This is a genomic window from Serpens gallinarum, assembly GCF_014836765.1.
Lineage (GTDB): Bacteria > Pseudomonadota > Gammaproteobacteria > Pseudomonadales > Pseudomonadaceae > Serpens > Serpens gallinarum.
The window spans coordinates 18,643-43,927 of the sequence record NZ_JACSQG010000005.1 but is presented as its reverse complement, the minus strand read 5'-3'; the positions used below and the strand labels follow the sequence as shown (position 1 = coordinate 43,927).

Annotated in this window: 24 protein-coding genes; 13 read left to right on the top strand and 11 right to left on the bottom strand. The window is 63.6% G+C overall.

The window, feature by feature from the left end:
- Nucleotides 1-25: 25 nt before the first annotated feature.
- The 5 genes from H9642_RS10895 to murJ all read right to left on the bottom strand — a co-directional run bounded on the left by H9642_RS10895 (nt 26) and on the right by murJ (nt 6,494).
- Entirely contained in the window at nt 26-463 is a 438-nt protein-coding gene (locus tag H9642_RS10895; protein ID WP_251836473.1) for an FKBP-type peptidyl-prolyl cis-trans isomerase, read from the bottom strand.
- Nucleotides 456-956, bottom strand: coding sequence for a signal peptidase II (gene lspA, locus H9642_RS10890; protein ID WP_251836472.1), 501 nt, complete (start codon nt 954-956; stop codon nt 456-458). The genes H9642_RS10895 and lspA overlap by 8 nt, the downstream gene beginning before the upstream one ends.
- Nucleotides 957-1,022: 66 nt before the next feature.
- Nucleotides 1,023-3,854, bottom strand: a complete 2,832-nt coding sequence (ileS, locus tag H9642_RS10885) for an isoleucine--tRNA ligase (RefSeq protein ID WP_251836471.1) — start codon at nt 3,852-3,854, stop codon at nt 1,023-1,025.
- A gap of 15 nt (nt 3,855-3,869) precedes the next feature.
- Nucleotides 3,870-4,808, bottom strand: a complete 939-nt coding sequence (gene ribF, locus H9642_RS10880; protein WP_251836470.1) for a bifunctional riboflavin kinase/FAD synthetase — start codon at nt 4,806-4,808, stop codon at nt 3,870-3,872.
- Nucleotides 4,809-4,952: 144 nt separating this feature from the next.
- Complete coding sequence (gene murJ, locus H9642_RS10875) at nt 4,953-6,494, bottom strand: murein biosynthesis integral membrane protein MurJ (RefSeq protein ID WP_251836469.1); 1,542 nt, start codon at nt 6,492-6,494, stop codon at nt 4,953-4,955.
- 245 nt (nt 6,495-6,739) lie between these two features.
- Between murJ and rpsT the strand changes: the two genes are divergently transcribed.
- Nucleotides 6,740-7,015, top strand: coding sequence for a 30S ribosomal protein S20 (gene rpsT, locus H9642_RS10870; protein WP_251836468.1), 276 nt, complete (start codon nt 6,740-6,742; stop codon nt 7,013-7,015).
- A gap of 104 nt (nt 7,016-7,119) precedes the next feature.
- Here the strand turns inward: rpsT and H9642_RS10865 are convergent, their stop codons facing one another.
- The 5 genes from H9642_RS10865 to rplU all read right to left on the bottom strand — a co-directional run bounded on the left by H9642_RS10865 (nt 7,120) and on the right by rplU (nt 10,736).
- Nucleotides 7,120-7,566, bottom strand: a complete 447-nt coding sequence (locus tag H9642_RS10865; protein ID WP_251836467.1) for a CreA family protein — start codon at nt 7,564-7,566, stop codon at nt 7,120-7,122.
- A 10-nt stretch (nt 7,567-7,576) separates the two neighbouring features.
- Nucleotides 7,577-8,695: a glutamate 5-kinase gene (proB, locus tag H9642_RS10860; protein WP_251836466.1), complete on the bottom strand. Its 1,119-nt coding sequence runs from the start codon at nt 8,693-8,695 to the stop codon at nt 7,577-7,579.
- A 106-nt stretch (nt 8,696-8,801) separates the two neighbouring features.
- The gene (cgtA, locus tag H9642_RS10855; protein WP_251836465.1) at nt 8,802-10,022 is read right to left on the bottom strand and encodes an Obg family GTPase CgtA; all 1,221 of its coding nucleotides are present in this window, start codon (nt 10,020-10,022) and stop codon (nt 8,802-8,804) included.
- A gap of 122 nt (nt 10,023-10,144) precedes the next feature.
- Entirely contained in the window at nt 10,145-10,402 is a 258-nt protein-coding gene (rpmA, locus tag H9642_RS10850; RefSeq protein WP_251836464.1) for a 50S ribosomal protein L27, read from the bottom strand.
- Nucleotides 10,403-10,424: 22 nt separating this feature from the next.
- Nucleotides 10,425-10,736, bottom strand: a complete 312-nt coding sequence (rplU, locus tag H9642_RS10845; protein ID WP_251836463.1) for a 50S ribosomal protein L21 — start codon at nt 10,734-10,736, stop codon at nt 10,425-10,427.
- 242 nt (nt 10,737-10,978) lie between these two features.
- Between rplU and H9642_RS10840 the strand changes: the two genes are divergently transcribed.
- Complete coding sequence (locus H9642_RS10840; RefSeq protein ID WP_251836462.1) at nt 10,979-11,947, top strand: polyprenyl synthetase family protein; 969 nt, start codon at nt 10,979-10,981, stop codon at nt 11,945-11,947.
- A gap of 312 nt (nt 11,948-12,259) precedes the next feature.
- Here the strand turns inward: H9642_RS10840 and H9642_RS10835 are convergent, their stop codons facing one another.
- Nucleotides 12,260-14,152, bottom strand: a complete 1,893-nt coding sequence (locus tag H9642_RS10835; protein WP_251836461.1) for a PhoX family protein — start codon at nt 14,150-14,152, stop codon at nt 12,260-12,262.
- 159 nt (nt 14,153-14,311) lie between these two features.
- Here H9642_RS10835 and H9642_RS10830 point away from each other — a divergent pair, with 159 nt between their 5' ends.
- The 11 genes from H9642_RS10830 to H9642_RS10780 all read left to right on the top strand — a co-directional run bounded on the left by H9642_RS10830 (nt 14,312) and on the right by H9642_RS10780 (nt 25,281).
- Nucleotides 14,312-14,560: a hypothetical protein gene (locus H9642_RS10830; protein WP_251836460.1), complete on the top strand. Its 249-nt coding sequence runs from the start codon at nt 14,312-14,314 to the stop codon at nt 14,558-14,560.
- Between the two features lie 114 nt (nt 14,561-14,674).
- The gene (locus H9642_RS10825; RefSeq protein ID WP_251836459.1) at nt 14,675-15,925 is read left to right on the top strand and encodes a TIGR03862 family flavoprotein; all 1,251 of its coding nucleotides are present in this window, start codon (nt 14,675-14,677) and stop codon (nt 15,923-15,925) included.
- Between the two features lie 183 nt (nt 15,926-16,108).
- Nucleotides 16,109-17,086, top strand: coding sequence for an ABC transporter substrate-binding protein (locus H9642_RS10820; protein ID WP_251836458.1), 978 nt, complete (start codon nt 16,109-16,111; stop codon nt 17,084-17,086).
- 61 nt (nt 17,087-17,147) lie between these two features.
- Nucleotides 17,148-18,038: an ABC transporter permease gene (locus H9642_RS10815; protein ID WP_251836457.1), complete on the top strand. Its 891-nt coding sequence runs from the start codon at nt 17,148-17,150 to the stop codon at nt 18,036-18,038.
- Nucleotides 18,039-18,040: 2 nt separating this feature from the next.
- A complete protein-coding gene (locus H9642_RS10810) occupies nt 18,041-18,835 on the top strand; it encodes an ABC transporter ATP-binding protein (RefSeq protein ID WP_251836456.1) in 795 nt (264 codons plus the stop codon).
- Between the two features lie 96 nt (nt 18,836-18,931).
- On the top strand, nt 18,932-19,228 hold the full coding sequence (locus tag H9642_RS10805; RefSeq protein WP_251836455.1) for a winged helix-turn-helix domain-containing protein: 297 nt from the start codon (nt 18,932-18,934) through the stop codon (nt 19,226-19,228).
- A gap of 132 nt (nt 19,229-19,360) precedes the next feature.
- Nucleotides 19,361-21,403, top strand: coding sequence for a TonB-dependent receptor plug domain-containing protein (locus H9642_RS10800; RefSeq protein ID WP_251836454.1), 2,043 nt, complete (start codon nt 19,361-19,363; stop codon nt 21,401-21,403).
- On the top strand, nt 21,403-22,401 hold the full coding sequence (locus H9642_RS10795) for an ABC transporter substrate-binding protein (protein ID WP_251836453.1): 999 nt from the start codon (nt 21,403-21,405) through the stop codon (nt 22,399-22,401). Before H9642_RS10800 ends, H9642_RS10795 begins: the two co-directional genes overlap by 1 nt.
- Entirely contained in the window at nt 22,398-23,189 is a 792-nt protein-coding gene (locus H9642_RS10790) for an ABC transporter permease (protein ID WP_251836452.1), read from the top strand. Before H9642_RS10795 ends, H9642_RS10790 begins: the two co-directional genes overlap by 4 nt.
- On the top strand, nt 23,186-24,019 hold the full coding sequence (locus H9642_RS10785; RefSeq protein WP_251836451.1) for an ABC transporter ATP-binding protein: 834 nt from the start codon (nt 23,186-23,188) through the stop codon (nt 24,017-24,019). Before H9642_RS10790 ends, H9642_RS10785 begins: the two co-directional genes overlap by 4 nt.
- Complete coding sequence (locus tag H9642_RS10780) at nt 24,013-25,281, top strand: NnrS family protein (protein WP_251836450.1); 1,269 nt, start codon at nt 24,013-24,015, stop codon at nt 25,279-25,281. Before H9642_RS10785 ends, H9642_RS10780 begins: the two co-directional genes overlap by 7 nt.
- Nucleotides 25,282-25,285: the final 4 nt, after the last annotated feature.

The window sequence follows — 25,285 nt, the reverse complement described above, 5'->3', positions numbered from 1 at the left end:
ACCCATCCGGCGGTTGCGACCTGTGTCAGGCCGCCTTCACGTCGATGATTTCCACGTCGAAGGTCAGCGTCTTGCCGGCCAGCGGGTGGTTGAAATCAATGGTCACCTGATGGTCGTCGAAGGTGCTGACCACGCCGGGCAGTTCGGCTTTGGCAGCATCCTGGAAGATCACCATCAGGCCTTCAGCGAGCTCCATGCCCTCAAACTGGCTGCGCGGCATCACCTGCAGGTTCTGCGGGTTGGACGGGCCAAAGCCGTGCTCCGGCTCGATGCGCAAGCTGCGCTTGTCACCGGCCTTGAGGCCCTGCAGGGCCAATTCGAAGCCGGGCAGCAGGTTACCGTCGCCGAATTTAAAGGTGGCCGGCTTTTTGTCGAAGTTGCTGTCCACTACATCGCCGCTTTCCAGCTTGATGGCGAAGTGCAGGGTGACTTCCTTGTCCGGGCCGATACGTACGTCAGTCATGGGAGTCTCCGGACTGCTTGGAATTGAACATGTCCAGCGCCAGCATGATGGCGCCAACGGTAATGGCACTGTCGGCCAGGTTGAAGGCTGGGAAATACCAGCGGTTCTGCCAGTGAACGAGGATGAAGTCGATCACGTGGCCGAACAGGATACGGTCCAGCAGGTTGCCCAACGCACCGCCCAGCACCAGGGCCAGCGCGACCGCCAGCCAGGTTTCGTTGGGTTTCAGGCGTTTGAGCCAGATCACCAGCACGATGCTGACCACAATGGCGATCAGCGCGAACAGCCAGCGCTGCCAGCCGGATTCACCGGCCAGGAAGCTGAAGGCTGCACCGGTGTTGTAGGCCAGCGTCCAGCTGAAGTAATCGGGAATGATCACGATTTGTTGGTACAGGTTCAGGCTGCCTTCGAAGTAGTACTTGGTCGCCTGATCGAGGACGAACACCAGTGCACTGAGCCACAACCAGGTCAGCTTGCCGAAGCGCGCGGTCATCGGTCGCCCTCTACCAGCACACCAACAGCCGGCAGGCCGAAGCCTCGCAGGGGCAGGATCGACGGATTATGCATAGTGTCGGGTCTCGCCAGCGCCTTCGATATTTTCCACGCAGCGGTCGCACAGCTCCGGATGCTCGGCATGGTTGCCGACGTCCTCGCGGTGGTGCCAGCAGCGTGCGCACTTGGCGTGGGCCGACTTAACGATCTTCAGCTTCAGGCCCGGCACCTCGGTCGCCACGGCATCGGCCGGGGCGTCCGTCAGCGGCGCCAGCGAGGCGGTAGAGGTAATCAGGGCGAAACGCAGTTCGTTGCCCAGCTTGCCCAGCGCCGCTTGCAGAGACTCCTCGCCATACAGGGTCACTTCGGCCTGCAGGCTACCGCCGATGGCCTTGGCCGCGCGCATGCCTTCCAGTTCCTTGTTGACTGCGCCTTTGACCGCCTGGATCTGCTCCCAGTAGGCACGGTCCAGGGCAACGCCTTCCGGCAGCAATGGCAGTTGGTCGTACCACGTGTTGAGCATCACCGACTCGTTGCGCTCGCCCGGCAGGAACTGCCAGATCTCATCGGCGGTGAAGGCCAGGATCGGCGCGATCCAGCGCACCAGCGCCTCGGCGATGTGGAACAGCGCGGTCTGGCAGGAGCGACGGGCGATGCTGTCGGCCTGAGTGGTGTACTGGCGGTCCTTGATGATGTCCAGGTAGAAACCGCCCAGCTCCTGCACGCAGAAGTTGTGCACCTTGTGGTAGACGTTCCAGAAGCGGTACTCGTCGTAGGCTTCGGTGATTTCAGTCTGCAGCCGCGCTGCTGCATCCAACGCCCAGCGATCCAGATCGAGCATCTGCTCGGCCGGCAGCAGGTCCTTGGCCGGGTCGAAACCGTTCAGGTTGGAAAGCAGGAAGCGCGTGGTGTTGCGGATGCGCCGGTAGGCGTCGGCGGTGCGCTGCAGGATGACCTTGGAAACGGCCATCTCGCCCGAATAGTCGGTCGACGAGACCCACAGGCGCAGGATGTCGGCGCCCAGGCTGTCGTTGACTTCCTGCGGGGCCACCACGTTGCCCATCGACTTGGACATCTTGCGGCCGTTTTCGTCGACCACGAAACCATGGGTAAGCAGACCACGGTACGGCGCGTGGCCGTCGATGGCACAAGCGGTCAGCAATGAGGAATGGAACCAGCCACGGTGCTGGTCGGAGCCTTCCAGGTACAGGTCGGCGCGCGGGCCTTCTCCGTGGCCCATGGGGTGCGAGCCGCGCATCACGTGCCAGTGGGTGGTGCCGGAGTCGAACCAGACGTCGAGGGTATCGTTGATCTTCTCGTACTGTGCGGCTTCGTCACCGAGCAGCTCGGCGGCGTCCAACTTGAACCAGGCTTCGATACCTTCCTGCTCGACGCGCTGGGCGACCTGCTCCATCAGCTCGACGGTGCGCGGGTGCAGCTCGCCGCTTTCCTTGTGCAGGAAGAACGGGATCGGCACGCCCCAGTTGCGTTGGCGCGAGATGCACCAGTCCGGGCGACCGGCGATCATGCCGTGCAGGCGCGCCTGGCCCCAGGCCGGGACGAACTGGGTGTTTTCGATGGCGTCCAGAGCGCGGGCGCGCAAGCTGCTGCCGTCGGCCACAACCTTATCCATGCCGACGAACCACTGCGCGGTAGCGCGATAGATCAGCGGCGTCTTGTGGCGCCAGCAGTGCATGTAGCTGTGGTTGATGCTCTCATGTTTGAGCAGCGCACCGACTTCACGCAGCTTCTCGACGATGGCCGGGTTGGCCTTCCAGATGAACTGGCCGCCGAAGAACGGCAGGTCCGCAACGTAGACGCCATTGCTCTGCACCGGGCTGAGGATGTCGTCGCTCTCCATGCCGTAGTGCTTGCAGGTGCGGAAGTCGTCCTCGCCATAGGCTGGGGACGAGTGAACGATGCCGGTACCGGCTCCGGTCTCCACGTACTCGGCCAGGTAGACCGGCGAGAAACGCTCGTAGAACGGGTGGCGGAAACGGATATTTTCCAGCGCGCGGCCTTCGCAACGGGCAATGATTTCGCCCTGCAGGCCATAGCGTTGCAGGCTGGACTCGACCAGCTCTTCGGCCAGCACCAGCAGCGTGTCGCCGGTGTCGACCAGGGCATAGATGAAGTCGGGATGGACGTTGAGCGCCTGGTTGGCCGGAATGGTCCAGGGCGTGGTGGTCCAGATGACAATGCTGGCCGGCTTGGCCAGGTGCGCCTGACCAAAAGCAGCGGCCAACTGGTCGGCATCTTCAACGGCGAAGGCGACGTCGATGGCATCGGACTTCTTGTCCTGGTATTCGACTTCCGCCTCGGCCAGCGCCGAACCGCAATCAAAACACCAGTTCACCGGCTTGAGGCCCTTGAACACGAAACCGCCTTCGACCATTTTCGCCAAGGCGCGGATTTCGCCGGCCTCGTTGGAATATTCCATGGTCTTGTACGGGTTGTCCCAGTCGCCCAGCACGCCGAGGCGTACGAAGTCGGCCTTCTGCCCTTCGATCTGCTGGGCTGCGTAAACGCGGCAACGCTCGCGGGTCTGGTCGGCCGGCTGATTCTTGCCGAAGGTGGTCTCGACCTTGTGCTCGATCGGCAGACCATGGCAGTCCCAACCCGGCACGTAGGGCGCATCGAAGCCGGCCAGGGTGCGCGAGCGCACGATCATGTCCTTGATGACCTTGTTCACCGCATGGCCGATGTGAATGCTGCCGTTGGCATACGGCGGGCCATCGTGAAGAATGAACTGCGGACGCCCTTTACCCTGCTCGCGCAGCTTCTGGTAGAGGTCAATGCTCTGCCAGCGCGCCAGGGTTTCCGGCTCGCGCTGCGGCAGGCCGGCCTTCATCGGAAACGCCGTTTCCGGCAGGTTCAGGGTCGCTTTGTAGTCGGTCATCGTCATTCAGGCTCGTTAGGGATGCGGTTGACCCAGCCAATAGGCTCGGGCGGCGGCGATATCGGCGTCGATCGCCGTTTTCAAATCTTCCAGCGAGGAAAAGCGCAGCTCCTCGCGCAACTTATGGTGAAAGGCCACGCTGATGCGCTGACCATACAGGTCACCTGCGTAATCGAGCAGATGGACTTCCAGATGGGCGCGGCCGTCGCCCTGCACGGTGGGGCGCATGCCAATGTTGGCCACCCCGGGCACGCGCTGTTCCTGGATCAGCGCACTGACCAGATAAACGCCCTGCAGCGGTATGCGACTGCGCTTGAGCTGCACATTGGCGGTTGGTGCACCCAGCTGGCGACCGAGTTTCTGGCCATGCATCACCCGCCCGGCAATGCTGTACGGCCGACCCAGCAACCGTTCGGCCAAGGCGAAATCGCCGCTGGCCAGCGCTTCGCGCACGCGGGTACTGCTGATGCGTTCGCCATCCAGCTCGATGGTCTCGGCGGATTCGACGCTGAAGCCATCGCGCTGCCCCGCCCGCTGCAGGAAGGCGAAGTCGCCGGCGCGGTCGCAGCCGAAGCGAAAATCGTCGCCCACTTCCAGGTGTTTGACGCCAAGCCCGTCGACCAGCACCTGCTGGACGAAATCGCTGGCACTGAGCTCACGCAGGCGCCGGTTGAAGGCCAGGCACAGCACCCGGTCCACACCTTCGGCGGCCAGCAGCTCGAGCTTGTCGCGCAAGCGTGCCAAGCGCGCCGGCGCCTTGTCCGGGGTGAAGAACTCGCGCGGCTGGGGCTCGAAGATCACCACGCAGGTGGGCAGGCACAGCTCAGCCGCGCGCTCGCGCAGCCGCTTCAGGATTGCCTGATGGCCACGGTGCACGCCGTCGAAATTGCCAATAGTGGCGACACAGCCCCGATGCTGGGGCCGCAGATTGTGTAGGCCTCGAACCAGCTGCATAGCGGACGTCTTGATTGAAAAGTGGCCGATTATACGCACAGCGGCGGATGGCGGGTAGGCCACGGGATAGCGGCAAGGCACACACGTTAAACGACACTTGGCAGCGAGGCGGCCAGCCTGCCCCTGTAAATGCAGACAGCGCCGTCAAATCGCCCGGCGCGCGAAGTCCCGCACACGAAAGCCCAGCACCGCCAGCATGCCGAAATAGGCCATCACCCCAGCGCCCACCAATACCCCCAAACGGGCGAAGCGCAACAGCATGCCGCCCTGGTCCCAGGCCGGCATGACTTGCATCACACCAAGCAACACCGCAACCATGGCCAGCACCGCCAGCACGAGCTTGGCCAGAAAACGACCCCAGCCGGGCTGTGGCTGGAACAAGTCGTGAGCGCGCAGCCGCCAGTACAACAAGCCGGCATTCAGGCAGGCCGCCAGTCCAATGGCCAGGGCCAGGCCGGCATGGGCCAGCGGGATGACGAACACGAACAGCACGTTCATCACCTGGGTCATGGCCAGGGTAAACATGGCGATGCGCACCGGCGTTCTGATGTTCTGCCGGGCATAGAAACCGGGAGCCAGCACCTTGATCAGGATCAGCCCCAACAAGCCGACCGAATACGCCATCAAGGCCCGCTGGGTCATCTGCGCATCGTGGCCACTGAACTGGCCGTACTGGAACAACGACACGGTGAGCGGCTCAGCAAGCAACGCTAGCGCCAGGGCGCAGGGCAGCACCAGTAGGAAGCACAGGCGCAGCCCCCAATCCAGCAGGCGCGAATATTCCTCAGAATTCTGGCTGGCGACGCTTTTCGACAGAGAGGGCAGCAGGATCGTGCCCAACGCCACGCCCAGCACGCCCGAGGGCAGCTCCATCAAGCGGTCGGCGTAATACATCCAGGACACCGAGCCGGCCACCAGGAAGGAGGCGAACACGGTGTTGATGATCAGCGATATCTGCGCCACCGAGACGCCGAGGATGGCCGGGCCCATCAGCTTCATCACCCGCCACACGCCGCTGTCGCGCAGGTTCAGCCGCGGCAACACCAGCATGCCGATTTTTTTCAAATGCGGCAGTTGATAGAGCAGCTGCGCCAGGCCGCCGGCCAATACCGCCCAGCCCAGTACCATGATCGGCGGATCGAAGTACGGGGTCAGGAACAAGGCGAAACCGATCATGCACAAATTGAGCAGGGTCGGCACGAAGGCCGGCACGGCAAAACGGTTCCAGGTATTGAGGATCGCCCCGGCCAGAGACGACAGGGAAATCAGCAGGATGTAGGGAAAGGTGATCCGTAACAGGTCGCTGGTCAGCTCGAAGCGGTCGGCCTCATCGGCAAAACCCGGCGCGGTGACCCAGACGATCCAAGGCGCGGCCAGCACACCCAGCAAGCTGACCACCGCCAGCACCAGGGTGAGCATCCCCGAGACATAGGCCACGAAGGTACGTGCGGCTTCTTCACCCTGCTGTTGCTTGTACTCGGCGAGAATCGGCACGAAAGCTTGGGAAAAGGCCCCTTCAGCGAAAATACGGCGCAGCAGGTTGGGCAGCTTGAAGGCCACAAAAAAGGCATCGGAAGCCACCCCGGCACCAAAGATGCGCGCAATGATGGTGTCGCGCACAAAACCCAACACGCGGGAGATCATGGTGATCGAGCTGACCGCTGCCAGGGATTTGAGTAGATTCATGAAAAATTGCGATCCGGACTGCACAAGCGGCCAGCGGCCTGTTATCGTGCCGGCCTTGGCCCTTAGGGTTGGAAAGCCGCCGAGTTTAGCGGCAAACCCGGGCCTTGGGATAACTTCCCTGCATCGCTTTTGACACCCGTCCTCCCATCGGCCGCTGCCGTGGGTGTGCTTGACAAGCAGACAACCCGACGGCATCATTCGCGGCCTTATTTATTTGCATCCCCCAGTTTTCGAGGAGTTCGACGGTGGCCAACAGCCCTTCCGCCAAAAAACGCGCCAAACAGGCTGAGAAGCGTCGCAGCCACAATGCCAGCCTGCGTTCGATGGTGCGCACCTACATCAAGAACGTGGTCAAGGCTCTCGAGGCCAAGGACCTGGAAAAAGCCCAAGCAGCCTACACTGCTGCCGTACCGGTCATCGACCGCATGGCCGACAAGGGCATCATCCACAAGAACAAGGCCGCTCGTCACAAGAGCCGCCTGAACGGTCACATCAAGGCACTGGCTCAGCCCGCCGCCTAAGTGATACGTTCCACAAAAAACCGGCCAATGGCCGGTTTTTTTGTTGTCTGCGATAAAGTAGCGCCAGGGCGAATCAGAACGCATCGATCACCCCACCATCTGCCTTACCACGCCCTGATCGGGATCGCCGTCACCGCATTCTGGGGACTGCCCTCGATAATCCGATCGCTGTAAACCAAGTACACCAGCGTGTTGCGCTTCTTATCTAAAAACCGCACCACCTGCATGGTCTTGAACACCAAGGACGTGCGCTCCTTGAACACTTCTTCGCCATCCTTGAGCTCACCCTTCAAGCGGATCTCGCCCACTTGCCGGCAGGCGATGGAGGCCTCGGCGCGATCCTCCGCCAACCCCAACCCACCACTGACGCCACCGGTCTTGGCACGCGACAGATAGCAGGTCACGCCCTCCACCTTGGGGTCGTCGAACGCCTCGACCACAATCCGGTCATTCGGGCCGAACCACTTGAAGACCGTGGAGACCTCGCCAATCTCTTCGGCCAGCGCCAAGGGCGCAGCCAGCAGGAGCAGGAACAGTGCACGCGCGCGCATCGGCAGGCCCTCAAAGCACAATCATGTTGTCACGATGGATCAATTCCGGGCCGTCGACATAGCCCAGCAGTTTCTCAATATCGTCGGTAGGATGGCCGCAAATCTTTTGCGTCTCCACCGCACTGTAGTTGGCCAGCCCGCGCGCGACCTCTTCACCTTCAGGAGAGACGCACACCACCATCTCGCCGCGACGAAAGCTGCCAGCTACCGCCTTTACGCCCACCGGCAACAAACTTCTATGGCCTTCGCGCAGAGCCTTCACCGCCCCGGCATCCAGCACCAGCGTGCCGCGCATCTGCAGATGCCCAGCCAACCATTGCTTGCGAGCGGCGCGGCGACTTTGCTCTGGGGACAGCAATGTGCCCAGGCGCTCGCCCACCTTGAGTCGATCTAGCACGCGCTCGATGCGCCCACCAATGATCACCGTATAGGCACCGGAACGCGCGGCCAGACGCGCCGCACGCAGCTTGGTCTGCATACCGCCGCGCCCCAACGCACCCGCACTGCCACCCGCCACGGCGTCCAGCGCCGGATCGTCGGCACGTGCTTCGTAGATCAACTGGGCATTGGGGTTGTTACGCGGATCAGCGTCAAACATGCCGTCACGATCAGTGAGAATCACCAGCAGATCGGCTTCCACCAGGTTGGCTACCAACGCCGCCAGGGTGTCGTTGTCACCGAAACGAATCTCATCGGTCACAACGGTGTCGTTTTCATTGATCACCGGGATTACGTTCAGGCTCACCAGGGTGCGCAAGGTGCTCCGGGCATTCAGGTAACGCTTGCGGTCGGACAGGTCATCGTGGGTCACCAGCACTTGCGCAGTTTGCAGGCCATGCTCGGCGAAGCTGCTTTCCCACGCCCGCACCAGACGCATCTGACCAATGGCGGCAGCCGCCTGCAGTTCATGCATGGCTTTGGGACGCTCCTGCCAGCCAAGGCGATCCATACCCGCCGCCACCGCGCCGGAGGACACCAGCACCAGCTCCACACCCGCCTCGCGCAGCGCGACCATTTGCGCCACCCAGATATCCATGGCAGCGCGGTCCAATCCCTTGCCATCCGCGGTCAGCAAGGCGCTACCGATTTTCACTACCCAGCGCCGCGCGCCTGTCACCTTGTTCCGCATAGTCATCCAGCCCTGAGCCGAGAAGCGCCCTGCAGGCGCACGTCTTGTTGTAATTCGTTGCCATCACTCAGCACGACGCCGCTGAAAAGCGGCGCCGTGGCAAACGTCACTCCCTGACGTAAATGATTTCCGGACCGTCTTCATCGTCCTCGTAATCATCAAAATCGTCATCACTGACATCATCGACACTTCTAAGGCCGGCGCGACGCAAGGCACGCTGGTCATCCAGTTCCTGCAAGCGCGCCCGCGCCTCGTCCTCGATGCGCTGATCCAACTCCACGAGCGCCTCGCCATAGGTCGGCTCTTCGGCAATGCGCAGGGCACGCTCATCCAGGTAACGCATGATGTCCTGGCTGAGCTCCTCGGTGCCTTCACGCTCCATCGCCGAGATGACATACACCGGCCCTTTCCAGTCCAGGCGCTCGATCACGCGGCGCTTGCACTCCTCGCGCTCCTCCTCAAGCATCTGGTCGGCCTTGTTCAGGATCAGCCAACGGTCGCGCTCCAGCAGGGCCGGGCTGAACTTGCCCAACTCGTTGAGGATGACTTCCGCCGCATCCGCCGGATCGCTTTCATCCAGCGGCGCCATGTCCACCAGATGCAGCAGCAGACGGGTCCGCGCCAGGTGCTTGAGGAAGCGTATACCCAGCCCGGCGCCTTCGGCCGCGCCCTCGATGAGCCCGGGGATGTCGGCAACCACAAAGCTCTTGTAGCGAGCGATGCTGACCACACCCAGGTTTGGGATCAAGGTAGTAAAAGGATAATCGGCCACCTTCGGCTTGGCCGCGGACACCGAGCGGATGAATGTGCTCTTGCCGGCATTGGGCAAGCCCAGCAGACCGACATCGGCCAGCACCTTCAATTCCAGCTTGAGGTCGCGCGCTTCACCCGGCTTGCCCGGCGTTGTCTGTCGCGGCGCGCGGTTGGTACTGGATTTGAAGCGGGTGTTGCCCAGACCATGCCAGCCGCCTTGAGCGACCAGTAGGCGCTGCCCAGCCTTGACCAGATCACCGATGACCTCCTGGGTCCCAGCGTCGATCACGGTGGTACCAATCGGCACCGGCAGGATCAGGTCTTCGCCCTTGGCCCCGGTGCAGTCGGCGCTGCCACCCTTGGCGCCATTCTGGGCATTGAAACGACGGGTGTAGCGGTAGTCCACCAGGGTGTTGAAGTTATCCACAGCCTCGATGTATACGGAACCGCCATCGCCACCGTCACCGCCGTTGGGACCGCCCTTCTCGATGAACTTTTCGCGACGAAAGCTCATCATGCCATTACCACCGTCACCGGCTTTTACAGAAATCGATACTTCATCGACGAATTTCATGAACGCCTCCCGCCCTGGGGCGGGCAGTTGAAACAAGAGAATCAGCCTGGGCTGGATACGCCTAGGATACAGAAACAAAAAAGCCCCGTCGCATGGACAGGGCTTTTTCAGCAGTGTCGCGCTTAGGCGGCGACAACGCTCACGTAGCGACGACCGAAGGCGCCCTTGACTTCGAACTTGACCACGCCGTCCACTTTCGCGAACAGGGTGTGATCCTTGCCGATGCCAACGCCGTAACCGGCGTGGAACTGGGTGCCGCGCTGACGCACGATGATGTTGCCTGCCTTGATGACCTGGCCGCCGTACAGCTTCACGCCAAGGCGTTTACTTTCTGAGTCGCGACCGTTGCGGGTAGAACCGCCAGCTTTTTTGTGTGCCATGAGTCAAATCCTCCTAAAGGGATTAAGCCTGGATGCCAGTGATCTTGATTTCAGTGAACCACTGACGGTGGCCCTGACGCTTCATGTGGTGCTTGCGGCGGCGGAACTTGATGATGGTCACTTTGTCGTGACGACCTTGGGAAACCACCTCGGCAACGACCTTGGCGCCGTCAACAACCGGTGCGCCGATTTTTACGTCGTCGCCATTGCCAACCAGCAGAACGCGATCGAACGTGATGGATTCGCCAGCGGCGACTTCCAGCTTCTCGACCTTGAGGAATTCACCTTGGGCGACCTTGTATTGCTTGCCACCGGTAACAATTACAGCGTACATGGAAATATCTCCGTTAATCCTGCTCACCCAGCGCTTTATAAAAGGAAGAAGTGGCTGGCATGGCTGCTTGGGGTCGAAGGGTCGCCCAAGCAATTGCGTAAGGCAGGGAAATGCCCAGTAAAGTTCAGGGTGCGCGATTGTACGCAAGCCGCCCAGGCCGCGCAAGCGCCACGGTGTCTCGCCTTGACAGTGCCAAACCCGCCCCCTAGCATGCCGCGCATTCCCGAGGAGTGATAGACACCGTGCAATCCCAAGCTTTTTACCGTGTGGTGGCGGATGATTTTACCGCCGTTGACGAGATCATTCGCAAGCGACTCACTTCGCACGTCCCCCTGGTAGAAAAGATCGGCGACTACATCATCTCCGCCGGTGGCAAGCGCCTGCGTCCCTTGCTGGTTCTGCTCGGCGGCAAAGCCGTCGGCTATTCCGACGACAAGCTGCGCCTGCTGGCCGCCATTATTGAATTCCTGCACACCTCGACCCTGCTGCATGACGATGTCGTCGACAAGTCCGACATGCGCCGCGGCCGTTCCACGGCCAACGCACGCTGGGGTAACGCACCGAGCGTACTGGTGGGCGATTTCCTCTATGCCCGCTCCTTCGAAATGATGGTCGAACTGGCCTCGATGCCGGTGATGAACATCATTTCCCAGGCCACCCGGGTGATTGCCGAAGGCGAAGTGCTGCAGCTCTCGAAAATTCGCGACGCCAGCACCACCGAAGAAACCTATATGGAAGTGATCCGCGGCAAGACCGCGATGCTCTTCGAAGCCTCTACTCACAGCGCGGCGGCCCTGGCCGAAGCGCCAGCCGAGCACTGTGAAGCGCTACGCCAGTTCGGCGATGCGCTGGGTATCGCCTTCCAGCTGGTCGATGACCTGCTGGATTACAAGGGCGACGCGGACACGCTGGGCAAGAACGTCGGCGACGACCTGGCCGAAGGCAAACCAACCCTGCCGCTGATCTACACCATGCGCGAAGGCACCGCCGAGCAGGCCGCCTTGGTGCGCCAGGCTATTCAGAAAGGTGGCATCGAAGATCTTGAGCGCATCCGGGACGCCGTGGAAGCGTCTGGAGCACTGGAGTACACCGCGCAACTGGCACGCGATTATGCTGAACGCGCCATCGCCTGCCTGGATGCACTGCCTGAGTCCGAATACCGCGACGCGCTGATCGAACTGAGTCGCGCCTCGGTTGCGCGCACGTTCTAAGCACAGCACTGGCTAACCGCAGGCTGACCGATTAGCAGCCTGCACCCAGTACCTCGCCAACGCCGTGCCAGCCAAGGCATGCGGCTCAATCGCTTCGATAGCCCTTATCAAATGTCCGTCCCGCTGGGTTTCCTGGATGCTGTGTGCTTTCCACAACAACCAAGGGAATCAGCCCGTGAAAAAGCTCCTTACTCTGTTCAAAAAAGCCAGCATCAATACCCCTCACAACGAAGCCATCGAGCAGCACCCCAACTTCTGGATGCATTGATCGATCAAAATCCGGGAGCGCCCTTACCTGCACTGTCGGGTGACTCAAGCGCCGATTACACCACCATCCTCACGGCTGATAACCACCACCGATGAACGCGGCCGGCCACCCGCCTGACGATCAGGAAAGGTCGAGCCGCCCGCCTCGCCCGGATGCTGAATACCGACGAACATCGCTCGCTGATCCGGCGCGAAGGCCACACCGGTGACCTCGCAACCCACCGGGCCGACCATGAAACGACGAATCTCGCCAGTAACCGGATCGGCGCAGAGCATTTGGTTGTTGCCCATGCCGGCATAGTCGCCGCTGTTGCTGTACTTGCCATCGGTCTGCACCCAGAGCCGGCCGCCGGCGTCGAAACACACCCCATCCGGGCTGTTGAACATATTCTCGGCATTGATGCTGGGCGAGCCGGCATTGGCCGTACCCGCATGCACCACGGGGTTGCCGGCAATGATGAAAAGATCCCAGCCGAACGTGTCGGCGGCGGCATCGTCACCGGCTTCGCGCCAGCGCAGAATCTGTCCATACAGGTTATTGGCACGCGGATTCGGACCGCCCTCTGGCTGGCCGTTGTCACCACGCCTGCTGTTGTTGGTCAGGGTGCAATACACCTGACCATCCTGCGGGCTGACAGTAATCCATTCCGGCCGATCCATCCGTGTGGCGCCCAACTGGCTGGCCGCCGCGCGAGCTTGGATCAGCACCGCGGCCTGATCGGCAAAGCCATTCGCGGCGGTCAGGCCGTTTTCGCCGTGCACCAGCGCCAGCCATTGGCCGCGCCCTCGGGGGGTATCCGGATTGCCATCGCCGTCATCGAAGCGCGCCACATAGAGCGTGCCGTGATCAAGCAGGGCACGGTTGGCCTTGAGGTTGTCGCGATCCAGACGGTCGCGGCTGATGAACTTGTAGATGAACTCGCCACGCTCGTCGTCGCCCATGTACAACACCACACGGCCATCGCGGCTGGTGGTCAACGCCGCATTCTCGTGCTTGAAGCGCCCCAGCGCGGTGCGCTTGATTGGCGTTGATTGCGGGTCGAAGGGATCGATTTCGACGATCCAGCCATGCCGGTTCAGTTCGTTGGGGTTCGTGGCCAGGTCGAAGCGGGCATCGAATTTGTGCCAGTCGTTATCGGCACCGGCATGACTGACGCTGTAGCGCTTCTGTGCGGAGCTCAGCACCAGCGCCGGATCACTACTGCCGAACACATCGGTGAAGTTTTCCTCGCACGTCAGGTAAGTGCCCCAGGGCGTCTGGCCATTGGCGCAATTCTGGAATGTACCGAGCACCCGGCGACCGGTTGGGTCTGCGGCGGTGCGCAGCTCAGCATGGCCGGCCGCCGGACCGCTGACAGCCATCGGCGTGTTGGCATGGATGCGCCGGTTATAGGGCGAATCCGGCACAAACCGCCACTGGCCTTCACGATGCCGCACTTCGATCACCGTCACGCCTTCGGCCGCCTGCGCCTTGCGCACCTCCTCAGTCGACAACGGCAAGTCACCGCCGTGGGCCAGCAGGTAGCGGTAATTGACGTACTCGTTGTTAATCGCCATCAGCCCACGGTCTGCATCGTCGGCGAATGAAAAAAAGCTCATGCCGTCATTGTTATCGCCGAACTGCAACGCCTGCTCTTCCGCCGTGTTGCCGCCGTCATGGCGGAACGCCGGACCTTGGTCGCTGAGCGGCTGACCCCAACTGATCAATATCTTGGCGACGTAACCCGGCGGCAGGCTGATGTCGTCCGCAGTGGACGCGGCGATAGAGCCAAAACCAAGCAGCGTGCTGCCAGGTTTCAGCCCTTCGGCCAGCGCCGTGCGCACGAACGGAACGCCGCCCAGAAACAACGCGGCGCCGGCCAGCGCACCCGCGCCGATAAAGCGGCGGCGAGTCAGCCCGGCCAGATGTTCCAGATCAGTGGGGTGTTCGGCATGCATAGCGGAGCTCCTTGAGGTGATGCGCCGACGCTAACCAGTACTGATGACGGCAAGGTGACAAACAGCCCAAAACCAGATGCAACGCAAACTTGCCAATTAATACTTGCAAAGACGCTAATAGGAATTATTCTCATGTGACATTCATAGGAGGATCCCGACATGACTTATCTGATCGACGCCTGGCTGGACCGTCCCCAACCCTATCTGCACATTGTTGATTGCCGCACCGGGGCTGTCTGTGCCCGCTTCGATGCCAGCGACTTAGAGGAATTGCGCGAACAAGGCGAACTCGACCCTACCGTGCTCAATTCCAGCGAACCCGCCGTGCTCAAGGAGCTGATCCGTACCCTCTTCCTGTTCTGCTATGCCCGTGCGCTGCGCCCGAGCCACGGGGGGCTGCTGACGTGAGGCGGGCTGTCTCGCTGAATGGTCAACCCATGGGTGGCCATCCGCGAGCCGGTGAACACACACAACAGCTCTCCCTATGGCTAAAATGCCGGTTTTTCACCGGCTCGCTCTTACATGTCGCACGTGCTCTCTCCCGTTGTGGTCATTGGCGGCGGTCCCGCTGGTCTGATGGCCGCCGAAGTCCTCAGCCAGGCCGGCCTGCCGGTCGAACTGTTCGACGCCATGCCCTCGCTGGGCCGCAAGTTTCTGCTGGCCGGCGTCGGCGGCATGAATATCACCCACTCGGAGCCGCAACCGGCATTCCTGTCCCGCTATCGTGAAGCGCAGCCAGCGTTGCAGCCCGCTCTCGAAGCCTTCGACGCCGACGCCCTGTGCGCCTGGATTCACGGCCTGGGTATCGACACCTTTGTTGGCAGTTCGGGCCGCGTGTTCCCCACCGACATGAAGGCCGCCCCGCTGCTGCGCGCCTGGCTCAAGCGCCTGCGCGCGGCAGGCGTGATCCTGCACACCCGCAGCCGCTGGCGCGGCTGGGATGAGGCGGGACGCCTGCGCATCGACACGCCAAGTGGCGAACAACCTATCGAACCACGTGCCTTGCTGCTGGCCCTGGGCGGCGGCAGTTGGGCGCGCCTCGGCTCGGACGGTGCCTGGGTGCCTTTGTTGCAGCAACAGGGTGTTGCCATCGCCCCGCTCACACCCAGCAACTGCGGTTTTGAAGTGGATGCCTGGAGCGCGCTGCTGCGCGACAAGTTCGCCGGCGCGCCGCTGAAGAACGTGACCCTGACACAGCCCGGCCAAGCACCCCGCCTGGGGGAATTCGTCCTCACCGCCACCGGTATTGAAGGCAGCCTGGTGTATGCCCTGTCCGCCGACATCCGCCGCCAGATCGAGCAGCAAGGTGAAGCCGTCGTGACACTTGACCTGCTTCCCGCGCAGTCGGCCGAAAAAATTGCCAGCGCACTGGCCAAGCCGCGCGGCAGCCAGTCCATGGCCAAGCACCTGCACCGCCAGCTGCGCCTGGACGGCGTCAAGGCGGGGTTGCTGCGTGAACTGGCCAACCCAGATGCATTCGCCGATCCCACTGCGCTGGCGACTGCCATCAAGGCGCTGCCGATCCGGCTGGTGCGCACACGCCCTCTGGACGAAGCCATCAGCAGTGCCGGCGGCGTGCCCTTCGCCGCACTGGATGACAACCTGATGCTGCGCCAGCTGCCCGGCGTGTTTTGTGCCGGTGAGATGCTCGACTGGGAAGCTCCCACCGGCGGCTACCTGCTCACCGCCTGCTTCGCCACCGGCCGCGCGGCGGCGCAGGGCATGCTGCGCTGGTTGACCGCTCAGGATCGCCTTGGCAATCCGCAGAAATAACCCGATGTGCTGAGCCGCGTCAGCACATCGCCAGTTTGTGTGCCCGTCGGCGTGAGCGCGCCTAGCCGGGCCCAGACCAGCCACATAAACTGCTGACCTGTCACACAAACGATGCGATGCTTGGCCTTTTGATGCCAGGCAGGCACAACAAGAACAACACCCGTCGCCTTTAGGAGATTATCGATGCTGCAGTTCGCCAGGAAGAAATGGCTGCCTCTCGCTGCCCTGACCCTGACCATGGCCGCCCCCTTGGCCAGCGTCGCCGCCGAGCAGAAATCCGTGGCGGTTACCGCCATCGTCGAACACCCCGCACTCGACGCGGTGCGTGACGGGGTGCGCGATGCCCTGGCCCAGGCCGGTTACGAAAGCGGTAAAAACCTGAAGTGGCAGTACCAGAGTGCCCAGGGCAACACCGGCACCGCCGCGCAGATCGCTCGCAAGTTCATTGGCGATCAACCGGACGTCATCGTCGCCATCGGCACGCCCTCCGCCCAGGCCGTGGTGGCCGGCAGCAAGCGGATACCCTTGGCGTTCTCCGCCGTCACCGACCCGGTCGAGGCGCAACTGGTGAAAAGCTGGGAAGCCTCCGGCACCAACGTGACCGGCGTCTCCGACCTGCTGGCCCTGGACAAGCAGATGGAGCTGGTCAAGCAGATCGTCCCCGACGCCACCCGCATCGGCATGGTTTACAACCCCGGCGAGGCCAACTCGGTCGTGGTGGTTAAGCAACTAAAGGAACTGCTGCCCAGCCTCGGCATGACCCTGGTCGAAGCCGCCGCACCGCGCTCGGTGGATGTCGGCTCCGCCGCCCGCAGCCTGGTGGGCAAGGTCGATGCCATCTACACCAGCACCGACAACAACGTGGTCTCGGCCTACGAGTCGCTGGTCAAGGTCGGCAATGATGCGCGCATCCCGCTGATCGCCTCGGACACCGACAGCGTCAAGCGCGGCGCCATTGCCGCCATCGGCGTCAATTACCGCGACCTCGGCGTGCAAACCGGCCGCATCGTGGTGCGTATCCTCGAAGGCGAAAAGCCTGGCGACATCACCCCCGAGACCAGCCAGAACCTGCAGCTGTTCGTCAATCAGGCCGCTGCGCAGAAGCAAGGCGTGACCCTGTCCCAGGCGCTGCTCGACGCCGCCGCCGAAGTCATCCAGTAACCCGTCCGCCGGCGGACGCCCCGTGGCGTCCGCAGCGTTCCCTTATTCGATTGGTTCACCCATGTCCCTGTTTTCCTTGTTCGGCGCCCTGGAGATCGGTCTGATCTTCAGCCTCGTGGCCCTTGGGGTGTTCATTTCCTTTCGCCTGTTGCGCTTTCCCGACCTGACCGTCGACGGCAGCTTTCCGCTGGGTGGCGCCGTCTGCGCCGTGCTCATCGCCAACGGCATGGACCCCTTCAGCGCCACGCTGATCGCCACCGCCGCCGGCGCCCTGGCCGGGGTGATGACCGCCGTGCTCAACGTGCACCTGAAGATCATGGACCTGCTGGCCAGCATCCTGATGATGATTGCCCTCTACTCGATCAACCTGCGCATCATGGGCCGGCCGAATATCCCGCTGATCACCGAGCCGACCCTGTTCACCCTGCTCCAGCCCGAATGGCTGGTCGACTACATCGCCCGCCCGGCGCTGCTGGTGTTGATCGTGATCGCCGCCAAGTTGGCGCTGGACGGCTATTTCGCCACCCGCCAGGGCCTGGCGATCCGCGCCACCGGCTCCAACCCGCGCATGGCCCGCGCCCAGGGCGTCAACACCGGCGCCATGGTGATTCTCGGCATGGCCATCTCCAACGCGCTGGTGGCGCTGGCCGGTTCGCTGTTCGCCCAGACCCAGGGCGGCGCGGACATTTCCATGGGCATCGGCACCATCGTCATCGGCCTGGCTGCGGTGATCGTCGGCGAAAGCATCCTGCCGTCGCGACGGCTGATCCTCACCACCCTGGCGGTGATACTCGGCGCCATCGTCTACCGCTTCTTCATCGCGCTGGCCTTGAACAGCGACTTCATCGGCCTGCAGGCCCAGGACCTGAACCTGGTCACCGCCGTGCTGGTCACCGTCGCCCTGGTGATCCCGCTGCTGAAAAAACGCCTGACCCGCCGCAAGGGAGCCTGAAAATGCTCAGCGCCAAAAACCTGACCCTTACCTTCAATCCCGGCACCCCGATCGAGACCCGCGCCCTGCGCGGCCTGTCGCTGGAGATTCCGACCGGCCAGTTCGTCACCGTGATCGGCTCCAACGGCGCCGGTAAATCCACGTTCCTCAATGCCATCTCCGGTGATCAGCCGGTGGACGGCGGGCAGATCTGTATCGATGAACTGGATGTCACGCGCATGCCGGTGTGGGAGCGCGCCAACCGCGTCGCGCGGGTATTTCAAGACCCCATGGCGGGTACCTGCGAGGACCTGACCATCGAGGAAAACCTCGCCCTGGCGCAACTGCGCGGCCAGCGTCGCGGGCTTGGCCGGGCGGTCAAGGCGTCGATGCGCGACGGTTTTCGCGAGCGTCTGGCGACCCTCGGCCTGGGCCTGGAAAATCGCCTGTCCGACCGCATCGGCTTGCTGTCCGGCGGCCAGCGCCAGGCAGTCAGCCTGTTGATGGCCGCCCTGCAGCCGTCGCGTATCCTGCTGCTCGACGAACACACCGCCGCCCTCGACCCGCGCACCGCGGACTTCGTCCTGCAGCTCACCGCGCGTATCGTGGCGGAAAACCAGCTGACCACCATGATGGTCACCCACAGCATGCGCCAGGCGCTGGATGTGGGCGACCGCACGGTGATGCTGCACCAGGGCCAGGTGGTGCTCGATGTATCCGGGGACGAGCGTCGTGGCATGGACGTGCCCGACCTGCTGGCGATGTTCGAGAAAGTGCGCGGCGAAAAACTCAGCGATGACGCCTTGTTGCTGGGCTGACCAGCACGTTTATGCGGCCTCGGTGGACAAAAACGCTATCTTTGTCCACCCGCCACGCCACTCCTCACCCGCCCTATCACCGGACACGGAAACTCCATGGAAGTCAGCAAAACCAAAACCAGTTTCTACCGCCGCCTGTACGTGGCCTGGCTGATCGACAGCGGCACGGCCAGCAACGTGCCAGCGCTGATGACAGCCACCGGCATGCCCCGACGCACCGCCCAGGACACCCTGGAAGCCCTGACCGAACTGGACATCGACTGCGTATTCGTCCAACAGGAGGGCGAGCGCAACAATGCCGGGCACTATGTCATCCGCGACTGGGGGCCCATCGACCCGCGCTGGATCGCCGCCCATCTTCAACAATTCAAGACGGTCCTCGGCTACCCCTGATACCCACGTCGCCACGAAAGGCATGCAGTCAATTCTGTGAACTTGACTCTAATCAAACGAGAATGATTAGCGATTAACTAACATCGGCTCCAAACAGGTCTGCCAACGACCTCTGCCTGGGAGCCGCCTTTCATGACGTTCCAATCTTCGCGCCTGGCGCTGGCCTGTCTGGGCCTGATCAGCCTGCCAGCCATCGCCGAGTCGCTCACTCTCGACACCACCGTGGTCACCGCTCGCGGTTATGCCAGCGACAGCCTCGACACCCCGCAAGCGGTTGAAGTACTGCAACCGCCGCCGGCCAGCAGCGAGCCGCTCGGCAGCCTGCTGCGCGGCGAGCCCGGCTTGGCAGTGCAGAGCGATGGCGCCTGGGGACAGAATCCAGTCCTGCGCGGCCTGAAAAAGGAAAGCGTGGTACTGCTGGTCGACGGCGTGCGGGTCAATTCCGCCCAGCCTCAAGGTGCCCTGGCCTCGTTCACCGACCTGGGCCTGGTGGAGCGGGTCGAAGTGCTCAAGGGACCGAGTTCGGTGCTTTACGGCAGCGGCGCCATGGGCGGTGTGGTCAACGTCCTGACGCCCGAGGCACGTTTCAGCGCACAGCGCCAGCAGGGCGGCAGGTTCGGTCTCAGTGCCGGCACGGTGGACAACGCCTTGAGCGGCGCACTGCTGCTCAACGATTCCGGGCCGAGCCATGGCCTGCTGGTGGGTGCCGCCGGCAGCGACGTCGGCGACTACGAAAGCCCCGACGGCGACGAGAACAACACCGGCTACCGCTCCAACAGCCTGCTATTCAAGTACCAGCAGAAGATCGCAGACGATTACGTACTGCGCTTCAATGCCCAACGCCATGACGACCGCGACGTCTGGTATCCCGCCTCGCGCAAGTCCGCGCCGCCGGCCCAAGCCCCGTTGTTGGGCGAGATCACCATGCACTCGCCGGAACAGAGCCGCGAGCTTTATAGCCTCAGCCTGGACGCGCCGCTCGGCGCCGGCACCTTGTCCAGCGAGATCTACCGCCAGGAGGTGTTCCGTCAGATTCGCGCCTACTCCTCGCGCCAGCAGCGCAACTATGTGGAGAACGATGTCAGCTTCGTCACCCACGGCCTGCGCAGTACCTGGCTTGCGCCGCTGGGCGACAACCACCAGCTGACGCTGGGCGTCGAGGGGTGGGAAATGACCGCCGACCCCGAGCGCTATATGTCGCCCACCGGGGTGCGCATGCTCAACAACCCGTTCGAGGACGGCGAGATGACCTCAGCCGGCCTGTTTGTGCAGGATGAATTCAGCCTCGGCCTAACCCAGTTCACCGCCGGTCTGCGCTACGACCGGGTCGAAGGCGACGCCGCGCAGAAAGGCAGCGGTCCCGCCGCGCAAACCACCGACCTCAAGAGCAGCGACAATAACCTGTCCTGGTCGCTGGGCGTGGTACAGCCGCTGACCGCCGCCCTCAACGCCTACGCCAACTTCGGCCAGGCCTATCGCTCACCGGACATGCGCGAGCGCTTCGAAGACGCCGCTCGAGGCGACGGCTACTACCACATCGGCAACCCGCAACTGGATCCGGAGCGATCCACCAGCCTGGAAATTGGCCTCAAGGGCCGCGACGGCCGCCTCGGCTACCAATTGGCGGCGTTCCATACCCGTATCGACGACTACATCGCCGGCCGGGTGGTCACCGGCCAGATGCAACAGGGCCTGCCGGTCAAGCGCACCGAGAACGTCGACGAAGTGGCGATTTACGGCCTGGAAGGCAACCTCGACCTGCCGTTGGGCGCCTTCATGCTGGATGCCGGCTTCACCTGGCTGCGCGGCGAGAACAAGCAGTACGACGAACCCCTGTACCAGATGCCAGCCCATGAACTGCGTCTGGGCATCGGACAACCGGCCGAACGCGGCCTGTCCTGGCACACCGGCCTGCGCGCGGTGACCGAGCAGGACCGTATCGCCCGTCAGTTCTCCGGAGGCAGCGAAGACACCACGTCCGGTTATGTCGTGGTCGATGCCCGGTTGGGCTACGGCGTTGGCAGTCTCGGCGTGCTCGACACGGCCCGTCTCGACCTGCGTCTGAACAACCTGCTGAACAAGCGCTACCACGAACACCTTGCTGACGGGATCAGCGGCCAGGAACTGGCGATGCCAGGGCGCGGCGCCGTACTGGCCCTGAGCGGGAGCTTTTGATGAAACGCACCCTGAGCCTGCTGTGCGCCGCCCTGCTGCTGATCGGCGGCCCAGCGCTGGCAGACAAACCGGCCCGGCTGCTGCTGGCCGGACCGCTGTCGGCAGTGTCCAACCCGCTGATCCACATGGTCGAATCCGGCGCGCTCAACGACCTGGCCGAGACCGTCGAGTTCGTCAGCTGGCGCGACCCGGATCAGCTACGCCTGATGGCACTCAATGGCCAGGCCGACGTGTTGGCCATGCCGGTCAACGTCGCCGCCAACCTGTACAACCGAGGCGCTCCGGTAGGCCTCCTGAATGTCTCTACTTGGGGCCTGCTGTGGATGGTGTCCCGCGAGCCGGAACTGCTCCGGATCGAGGATTTTCGTGGCAAGGAAATCGCAATGCCGTTTCGGGGCGACATGCCCGATGTGCTGTTCGGCCTGCTCGCCGAACGCGCCGGGTTGAACGTTCGCCAGGACCTGAAGCTGCGCTACGTCGCCAGTCCGATGGACGCCATGCAACTGTTGCTGATGCGCCGCGTCGACCACGCCCTGCTGGCCGAACCGGCCGTGTCCATGGCCCTGCGCAAGAGCGGCTCCTTCCCGCTCAGCGTGGTCGCTCCCGACCTGCACCGCAGCCTGGATATCCAGCAGGCCTGGGGCCTCAGCTTCCAGCGCGCACCCCGCATTGCCCAGGCGGGCATCGCGCTGGTGGGCGCGTCACGCAACGATTCCGAACTGGCCCGCCGCATCGCCAGCGCCTATGCCCATTCGCTGGCCTGGTGCCAGGCCCACGCTGAAAACTGCGGTCGGATGGTGGTCAAGCACCTGCCGGCATTGCTGCCTGAGGCGGTGGCCGACGCCATGGCGGTCAGCCAGATGCAGGCGGTTCCAGCGACCGAGGCGCGTGCGGAGGTGGAGTTTCTCTTCGAGCAGTTGCTGGCGAAAAATCCCGCGCTGCTCGGCGGCAAGCTGCCGGATGACGGTTTCTATCTGGATACGGACGCCCTGCCATGAAACTGCTGCGTATTGTGCTGCGCGACTGGCCGGCCTACCTGTGGAGCGGCTGGGGCGCGGTCGCCAGCCTGTTGCTGCTGTTCGCGGCCTGGCAACTGGCCGCCGAGCATTACGGCTCGCTGGTGCTCGCCCAGCCGCTGGAAGCGTTCGCCGCTCTTCGTCGTTTCTGGCAAGACGGCAGCGCCGTGCAAGAGCTGGCGATCACCGGCCGCCGCGCCCTGAGTGGTCTGCTGCTGGCGCTCTTGGTCGGCAGCGCCCTGGGGCTGGCAGCAGGCGTTTCGATGACTGCCTCGATGATGTCACGCCCGCTGGTCACTGTGCTACTCGGCATGCCGCCGATCGCCTGGCTGGTGCTGGCCATGCTCTGGTTCGGCCCCAGCGACGGCACGCCGGTTTTTACCGTGTTTGTCGCCGCCTTCCCGGTGGTGTTCATCGGCGCCCTGCAAGGCGCCCGCACCCTGGATGGCCAGCTGCGCGAAATGGCCCGCACCCTGCACCTGCCGCCGCGCATGATGCTGCTCGATCTGTACCTGCCCCACGTATTTTCCTACCTGTTCCCGGCCTGGATCTCGGCGCTGGGCATGTCCTGGAAGATCGTCATCATGGCCGAACTGCTGGCCAGCCAGGACGGCGTCGGCGCCGCCCTGGCGATTACCCGCTCGCACCTGGACAGCGCCGGCACCCTGGCCTGGATCAGCGCCGTGGTCGGTCTGTTGCTGGCCCTCGAATACTTGCTGCTGGAGCCGCTCAAGCGCGAAGTCGAGCGCTGGCGGGAGAATCCCCGATGAACACACCCCGGCTTACGGTCAGCCATTTGGAGCACAGTTTCGTGCGCACCCAGGTGCTGGCGGACATTTCCTTCAGCCTCGAGGCCGGCGAGGTCTGCGCCCTGGTCGGCCCATCCGGCTGCGGCAAGTCCACCCTGCTGCACCTGTGCAACGGCCTGCTCAACCTGCAGGACGGCGACCTCGCCAGCGACTTCACCAACCCTGCCACCCTGTTTCAGCAGCCGCGCCTGCTGCCCTGGAAAACTGCCCTGGACAACATCGCCCTGAGTCTCAAAGCGCGGGGCATGCCCCATGCGCAGCGCCACGCACAGGCCGTCGAACTGGCCGTGCGCCTGGGCCTGACGCGCGAAGATCTGGACAAATTCCCGCGCCAGCTCTCCGGCGGCATGCAGAGCCGCGTGGCCCTGGCCCGTGCGTTGCTGCCGCAGCCTGATCTGCTGTTGCTCGACGAGCCCTTCTCGGCGCTGGACATCGGCCTGAAAACCGAACTCTATGCCCTGCTCCAGGCGTTGCAGGCCGAACGCGGCATCGCCGTGCTGATGATCACCCACGACCTGATGGAAGCCGTGCTCCTGTCCGACCGCATCCTGCTGATGGCCGCCGAACCGGGTCGCATCGTCGGCCGCTTCGCCCTGCACCAGGCACGCGCGCACCGCGACGACGCCTGGGTCTACCAGACCACTGCCCAGCTGCTGCAACAACCGGTGGTGCGCGAAAGCTTCGGCCTGCCGACGCCGCGCGCGCACGCCGAAACCCGCCCCGGCACGCGCCTTTCAGCCCTGACCGAGGACAACACGGATGCGCCTAAACGGAGCCCGAGCCGATGCTGAAACTCACCATCCCCGCCGGCTGGCAAGGCGCCCCCTGGCTGCTCTGCGCCTTTCGCCCGTTTTTTCTCGCCACTCTGGTCAGCGCCGTCTTATTACTGACGCTCTGGCTGGGCTATCTCAAAAGCCTCTGGCCGCTGCCGGCCGTGGCAGGCGGTCCGTTGGTCTGGCATGCCCATGAACTGCTGTTCGGCTTCGGCCTCGCCGCCGTGGCCGGCTTTGTGTTCACTGCCGTGCCGGAATTCACCCGCACGCCGGTAGTCGCGCGGCCGCTGTACTTCTGGATACTGGTGCTGTGGTTGCTGGCCCGCGCCAGCTTCTGGCTAAGCGGCATGATCGGCCCCTGGCCGGCGGCGCTGTGCAATATCGGCCTGGCCGTGGCCTTGCCGAGCCTCTTGGCGTCCCGACTGTTCAGCGATCCGAGCCGTCGCCAATGGGCCTTCGCCGCCGGGCTGTTGAGCCTGGCCCTTGTTTGCCTGGGCTTTTACGCCGACCTGCTGCGCGGCCTCGACCCGATGCGCTGGCTGCATGCCGGTATCGGCGCCCTGGTGGCCCTGGTGCTGATTGCCCTGAGCCGCATCTCCATGCGCATGGTCAACGACAGCCTGGAGGACTGGCAACTGCGACGACCGCACGTCGAGGCCATCGTCTATCGCGCCCTGCCGCCGCGCCGTAACCTGGCGATTTTCTGCATCGCGCTGTACACCCTGGCCGAGTTTTTTCTGCCGGGCGCACAGGTCGGCGGCTGGCTGGCGCTGGCCTGCACCGCCGCGCTGTTCAACGTGCTCAACGACTGGCACGTCGGCCGCGCGCTGTTCAATCGCTGGGTGTTATCACTGTATCTGGTCTATTGGCTGATGGCGCTGGGCTACGCGGCGCTCGGTGTGTCACTGCTGTGGCAGACGTTCCCGCTGAGTGCCGGGCGGCATCTGCTGACCATTGGCGGTCTTGGACTGTCGATTTTCGCCGTGATCGCCATCGCCGGGCGCACCCACAGCGGCGAGGCGCTTGACCCACGCCCCTGGGTGCCGATCAGCGCCGTGCTGCTGGTGCTCGGCGCGCTGCTGCGCCTGGGCGCCAGCCTGCCGGGCTGGCCCTACCAGGCGCTGCTGGGCGCCAGCGGCCTGGCCTGGATCGTTGCCTTTGCCTTGGCGCTACGCTACCTCGGCATGGTGTTCGTCAGCCCGCGCCGCGATGGCGGCACAGGCTGCGAGGAACCCCTGGACGCCGGCCATGAATCAACGGCGGCACCGCGTTGCGGCTAACAGG

What these genes read in the sequence shown, in the direction of transcription:
- H9642_RS10795 (WP_251836453.1), top strand. Translation starts at nt 21,403, where the DNA reads ATGAAACGCACCCTGAGCCTGCTGTGCGCCGCCCTGCTGCTGATCGGC.
- ribF (WP_251836470.1), bottom strand. Translation starts at nt 4,808, where the DNA reads ATGCAGCTGGTTCGAGGCCTACACAATCTGCGGCCCCAGCATCGGGGC.
- lspA (WP_251836472.1), bottom strand. Translation starts at nt 956, where the DNA reads ATGACCGCGCGCTTCGGCAAGCTGACCTGGTTGTGGCTCAGTGCACTG.
- H9642_RS10835 (WP_251836461.1), bottom strand. Translation starts at nt 14,152, where the DNA reads ATGCATGCCGAACACCCCACTGATCTGGAACATCTGGCCGGGCTGACT.
- H9642_RS10825 (WP_251836459.1), top strand. Translation starts at nt 14,675, where the DNA reads ATGTCGCACGTGCTCTCTCCCGTTGTGGTCATTGGCGGCGGTCCCGCT.
- murJ (WP_251836469.1), bottom strand. Translation starts at nt 6,494, where the DNA reads ATGAATCTACTCAAATCCCTGGCAGCGGTCAGCTCGATCACCATGATC.
- proB (WP_251836466.1), bottom strand. Translation starts at nt 8,695, where the DNA reads ATGCGGAACAAGGTGACAGGCGCGCGGCGCTGGGTAGTGAAAATCGGT.
- H9642_RS10790 (WP_251836452.1), top strand. Translation starts at nt 22,398, where the DNA reads ATGAAACTGCTGCGTATTGTGCTGCGCGACTGGCCGGCCTACCTGTGG.
- H9642_RS10895 (WP_251836473.1), bottom strand. Translation starts at nt 463, where the DNA reads ATGACTGACGTACGTATCGGCCCGGACAAGGAAGTCACCCTGCACTTC.
- H9642_RS10805 (WP_251836455.1), top strand. Translation starts at nt 18,932, where the DNA reads ATGGAAGTCAGCAAAACCAAAACCAGTTTCTACCGCCGCCTGTACGTG.
- H9642_RS10780 (WP_251836450.1), top strand. Translation starts at nt 24,013, where the DNA reads ATGCTGAAACTCACCATCCCCGCCGGCTGGCAAGGCGCCCCCTGGCTG.
- cgtA (WP_251836465.1), bottom strand. Translation starts at nt 10,022, where the DNA reads ATGAAATTCGTCGATGAAGTATCGATTTCTGTAAAAGCCGGTGACGGT.
- H9642_RS10785 (WP_251836451.1), top strand. Translation starts at nt 23,186, where the DNA reads ATGAACACACCCCGGCTTACGGTCAGCCATTTGGAGCACAGTTTCGTG.
- H9642_RS10810 (WP_251836456.1), top strand. Translation starts at nt 18,041, where the DNA reads ATGCTCAGCGCCAAAAACCTGACCCTTACCTTCAATCCCGGCACCCCG.
- H9642_RS10830 (WP_251836460.1), top strand. Translation starts at nt 14,312, where the DNA reads ATGACTTATCTGATCGACGCCTGGCTGGACCGTCCCCAACCCTATCTG.
- rplU (WP_251836463.1), bottom strand. Translation starts at nt 10,736, where the DNA reads ATGTACGCTGTAATTGTTACCGGTGGCAAGCAATACAAGGTCGCCCAA.
- H9642_RS10865 (WP_251836467.1), bottom strand. Translation starts at nt 7,566, where the DNA reads ATGCGCGCGCGTGCACTGTTCCTGCTCCTGCTGGCTGCGCCCTTGGCG.
- rpmA (WP_251836464.1), bottom strand. Translation starts at nt 10,402, where the DNA reads ATGGCACACAAAAAAGCTGGCGGTTCTACCCGCAACGGTCGCGACTCA.
- H9642_RS10820 (WP_251836458.1), top strand. Translation starts at nt 16,109, where the DNA reads ATGCTGCAGTTCGCCAGGAAGAAATGGCTGCCTCTCGCTGCCCTGACC.
- H9642_RS10800 (WP_251836454.1), top strand. Translation starts at nt 19,361, where the DNA reads ATGACGTTCCAATCTTCGCGCCTGGCGCTGGCCTGTCTGGGCCTGATC.
- ileS (WP_251836471.1), bottom strand. Translation starts at nt 3,854, where the DNA reads ATGACCGACTACAAAGCGACCCTGAACCTGCCGGAAACGGCGTTTCCG.
- H9642_RS10815 (WP_251836457.1), top strand. Translation starts at nt 17,148, where the DNA reads ATGTCCCTGTTTTCCTTGTTCGGCGCCCTGGAGATCGGTCTGATCTTC.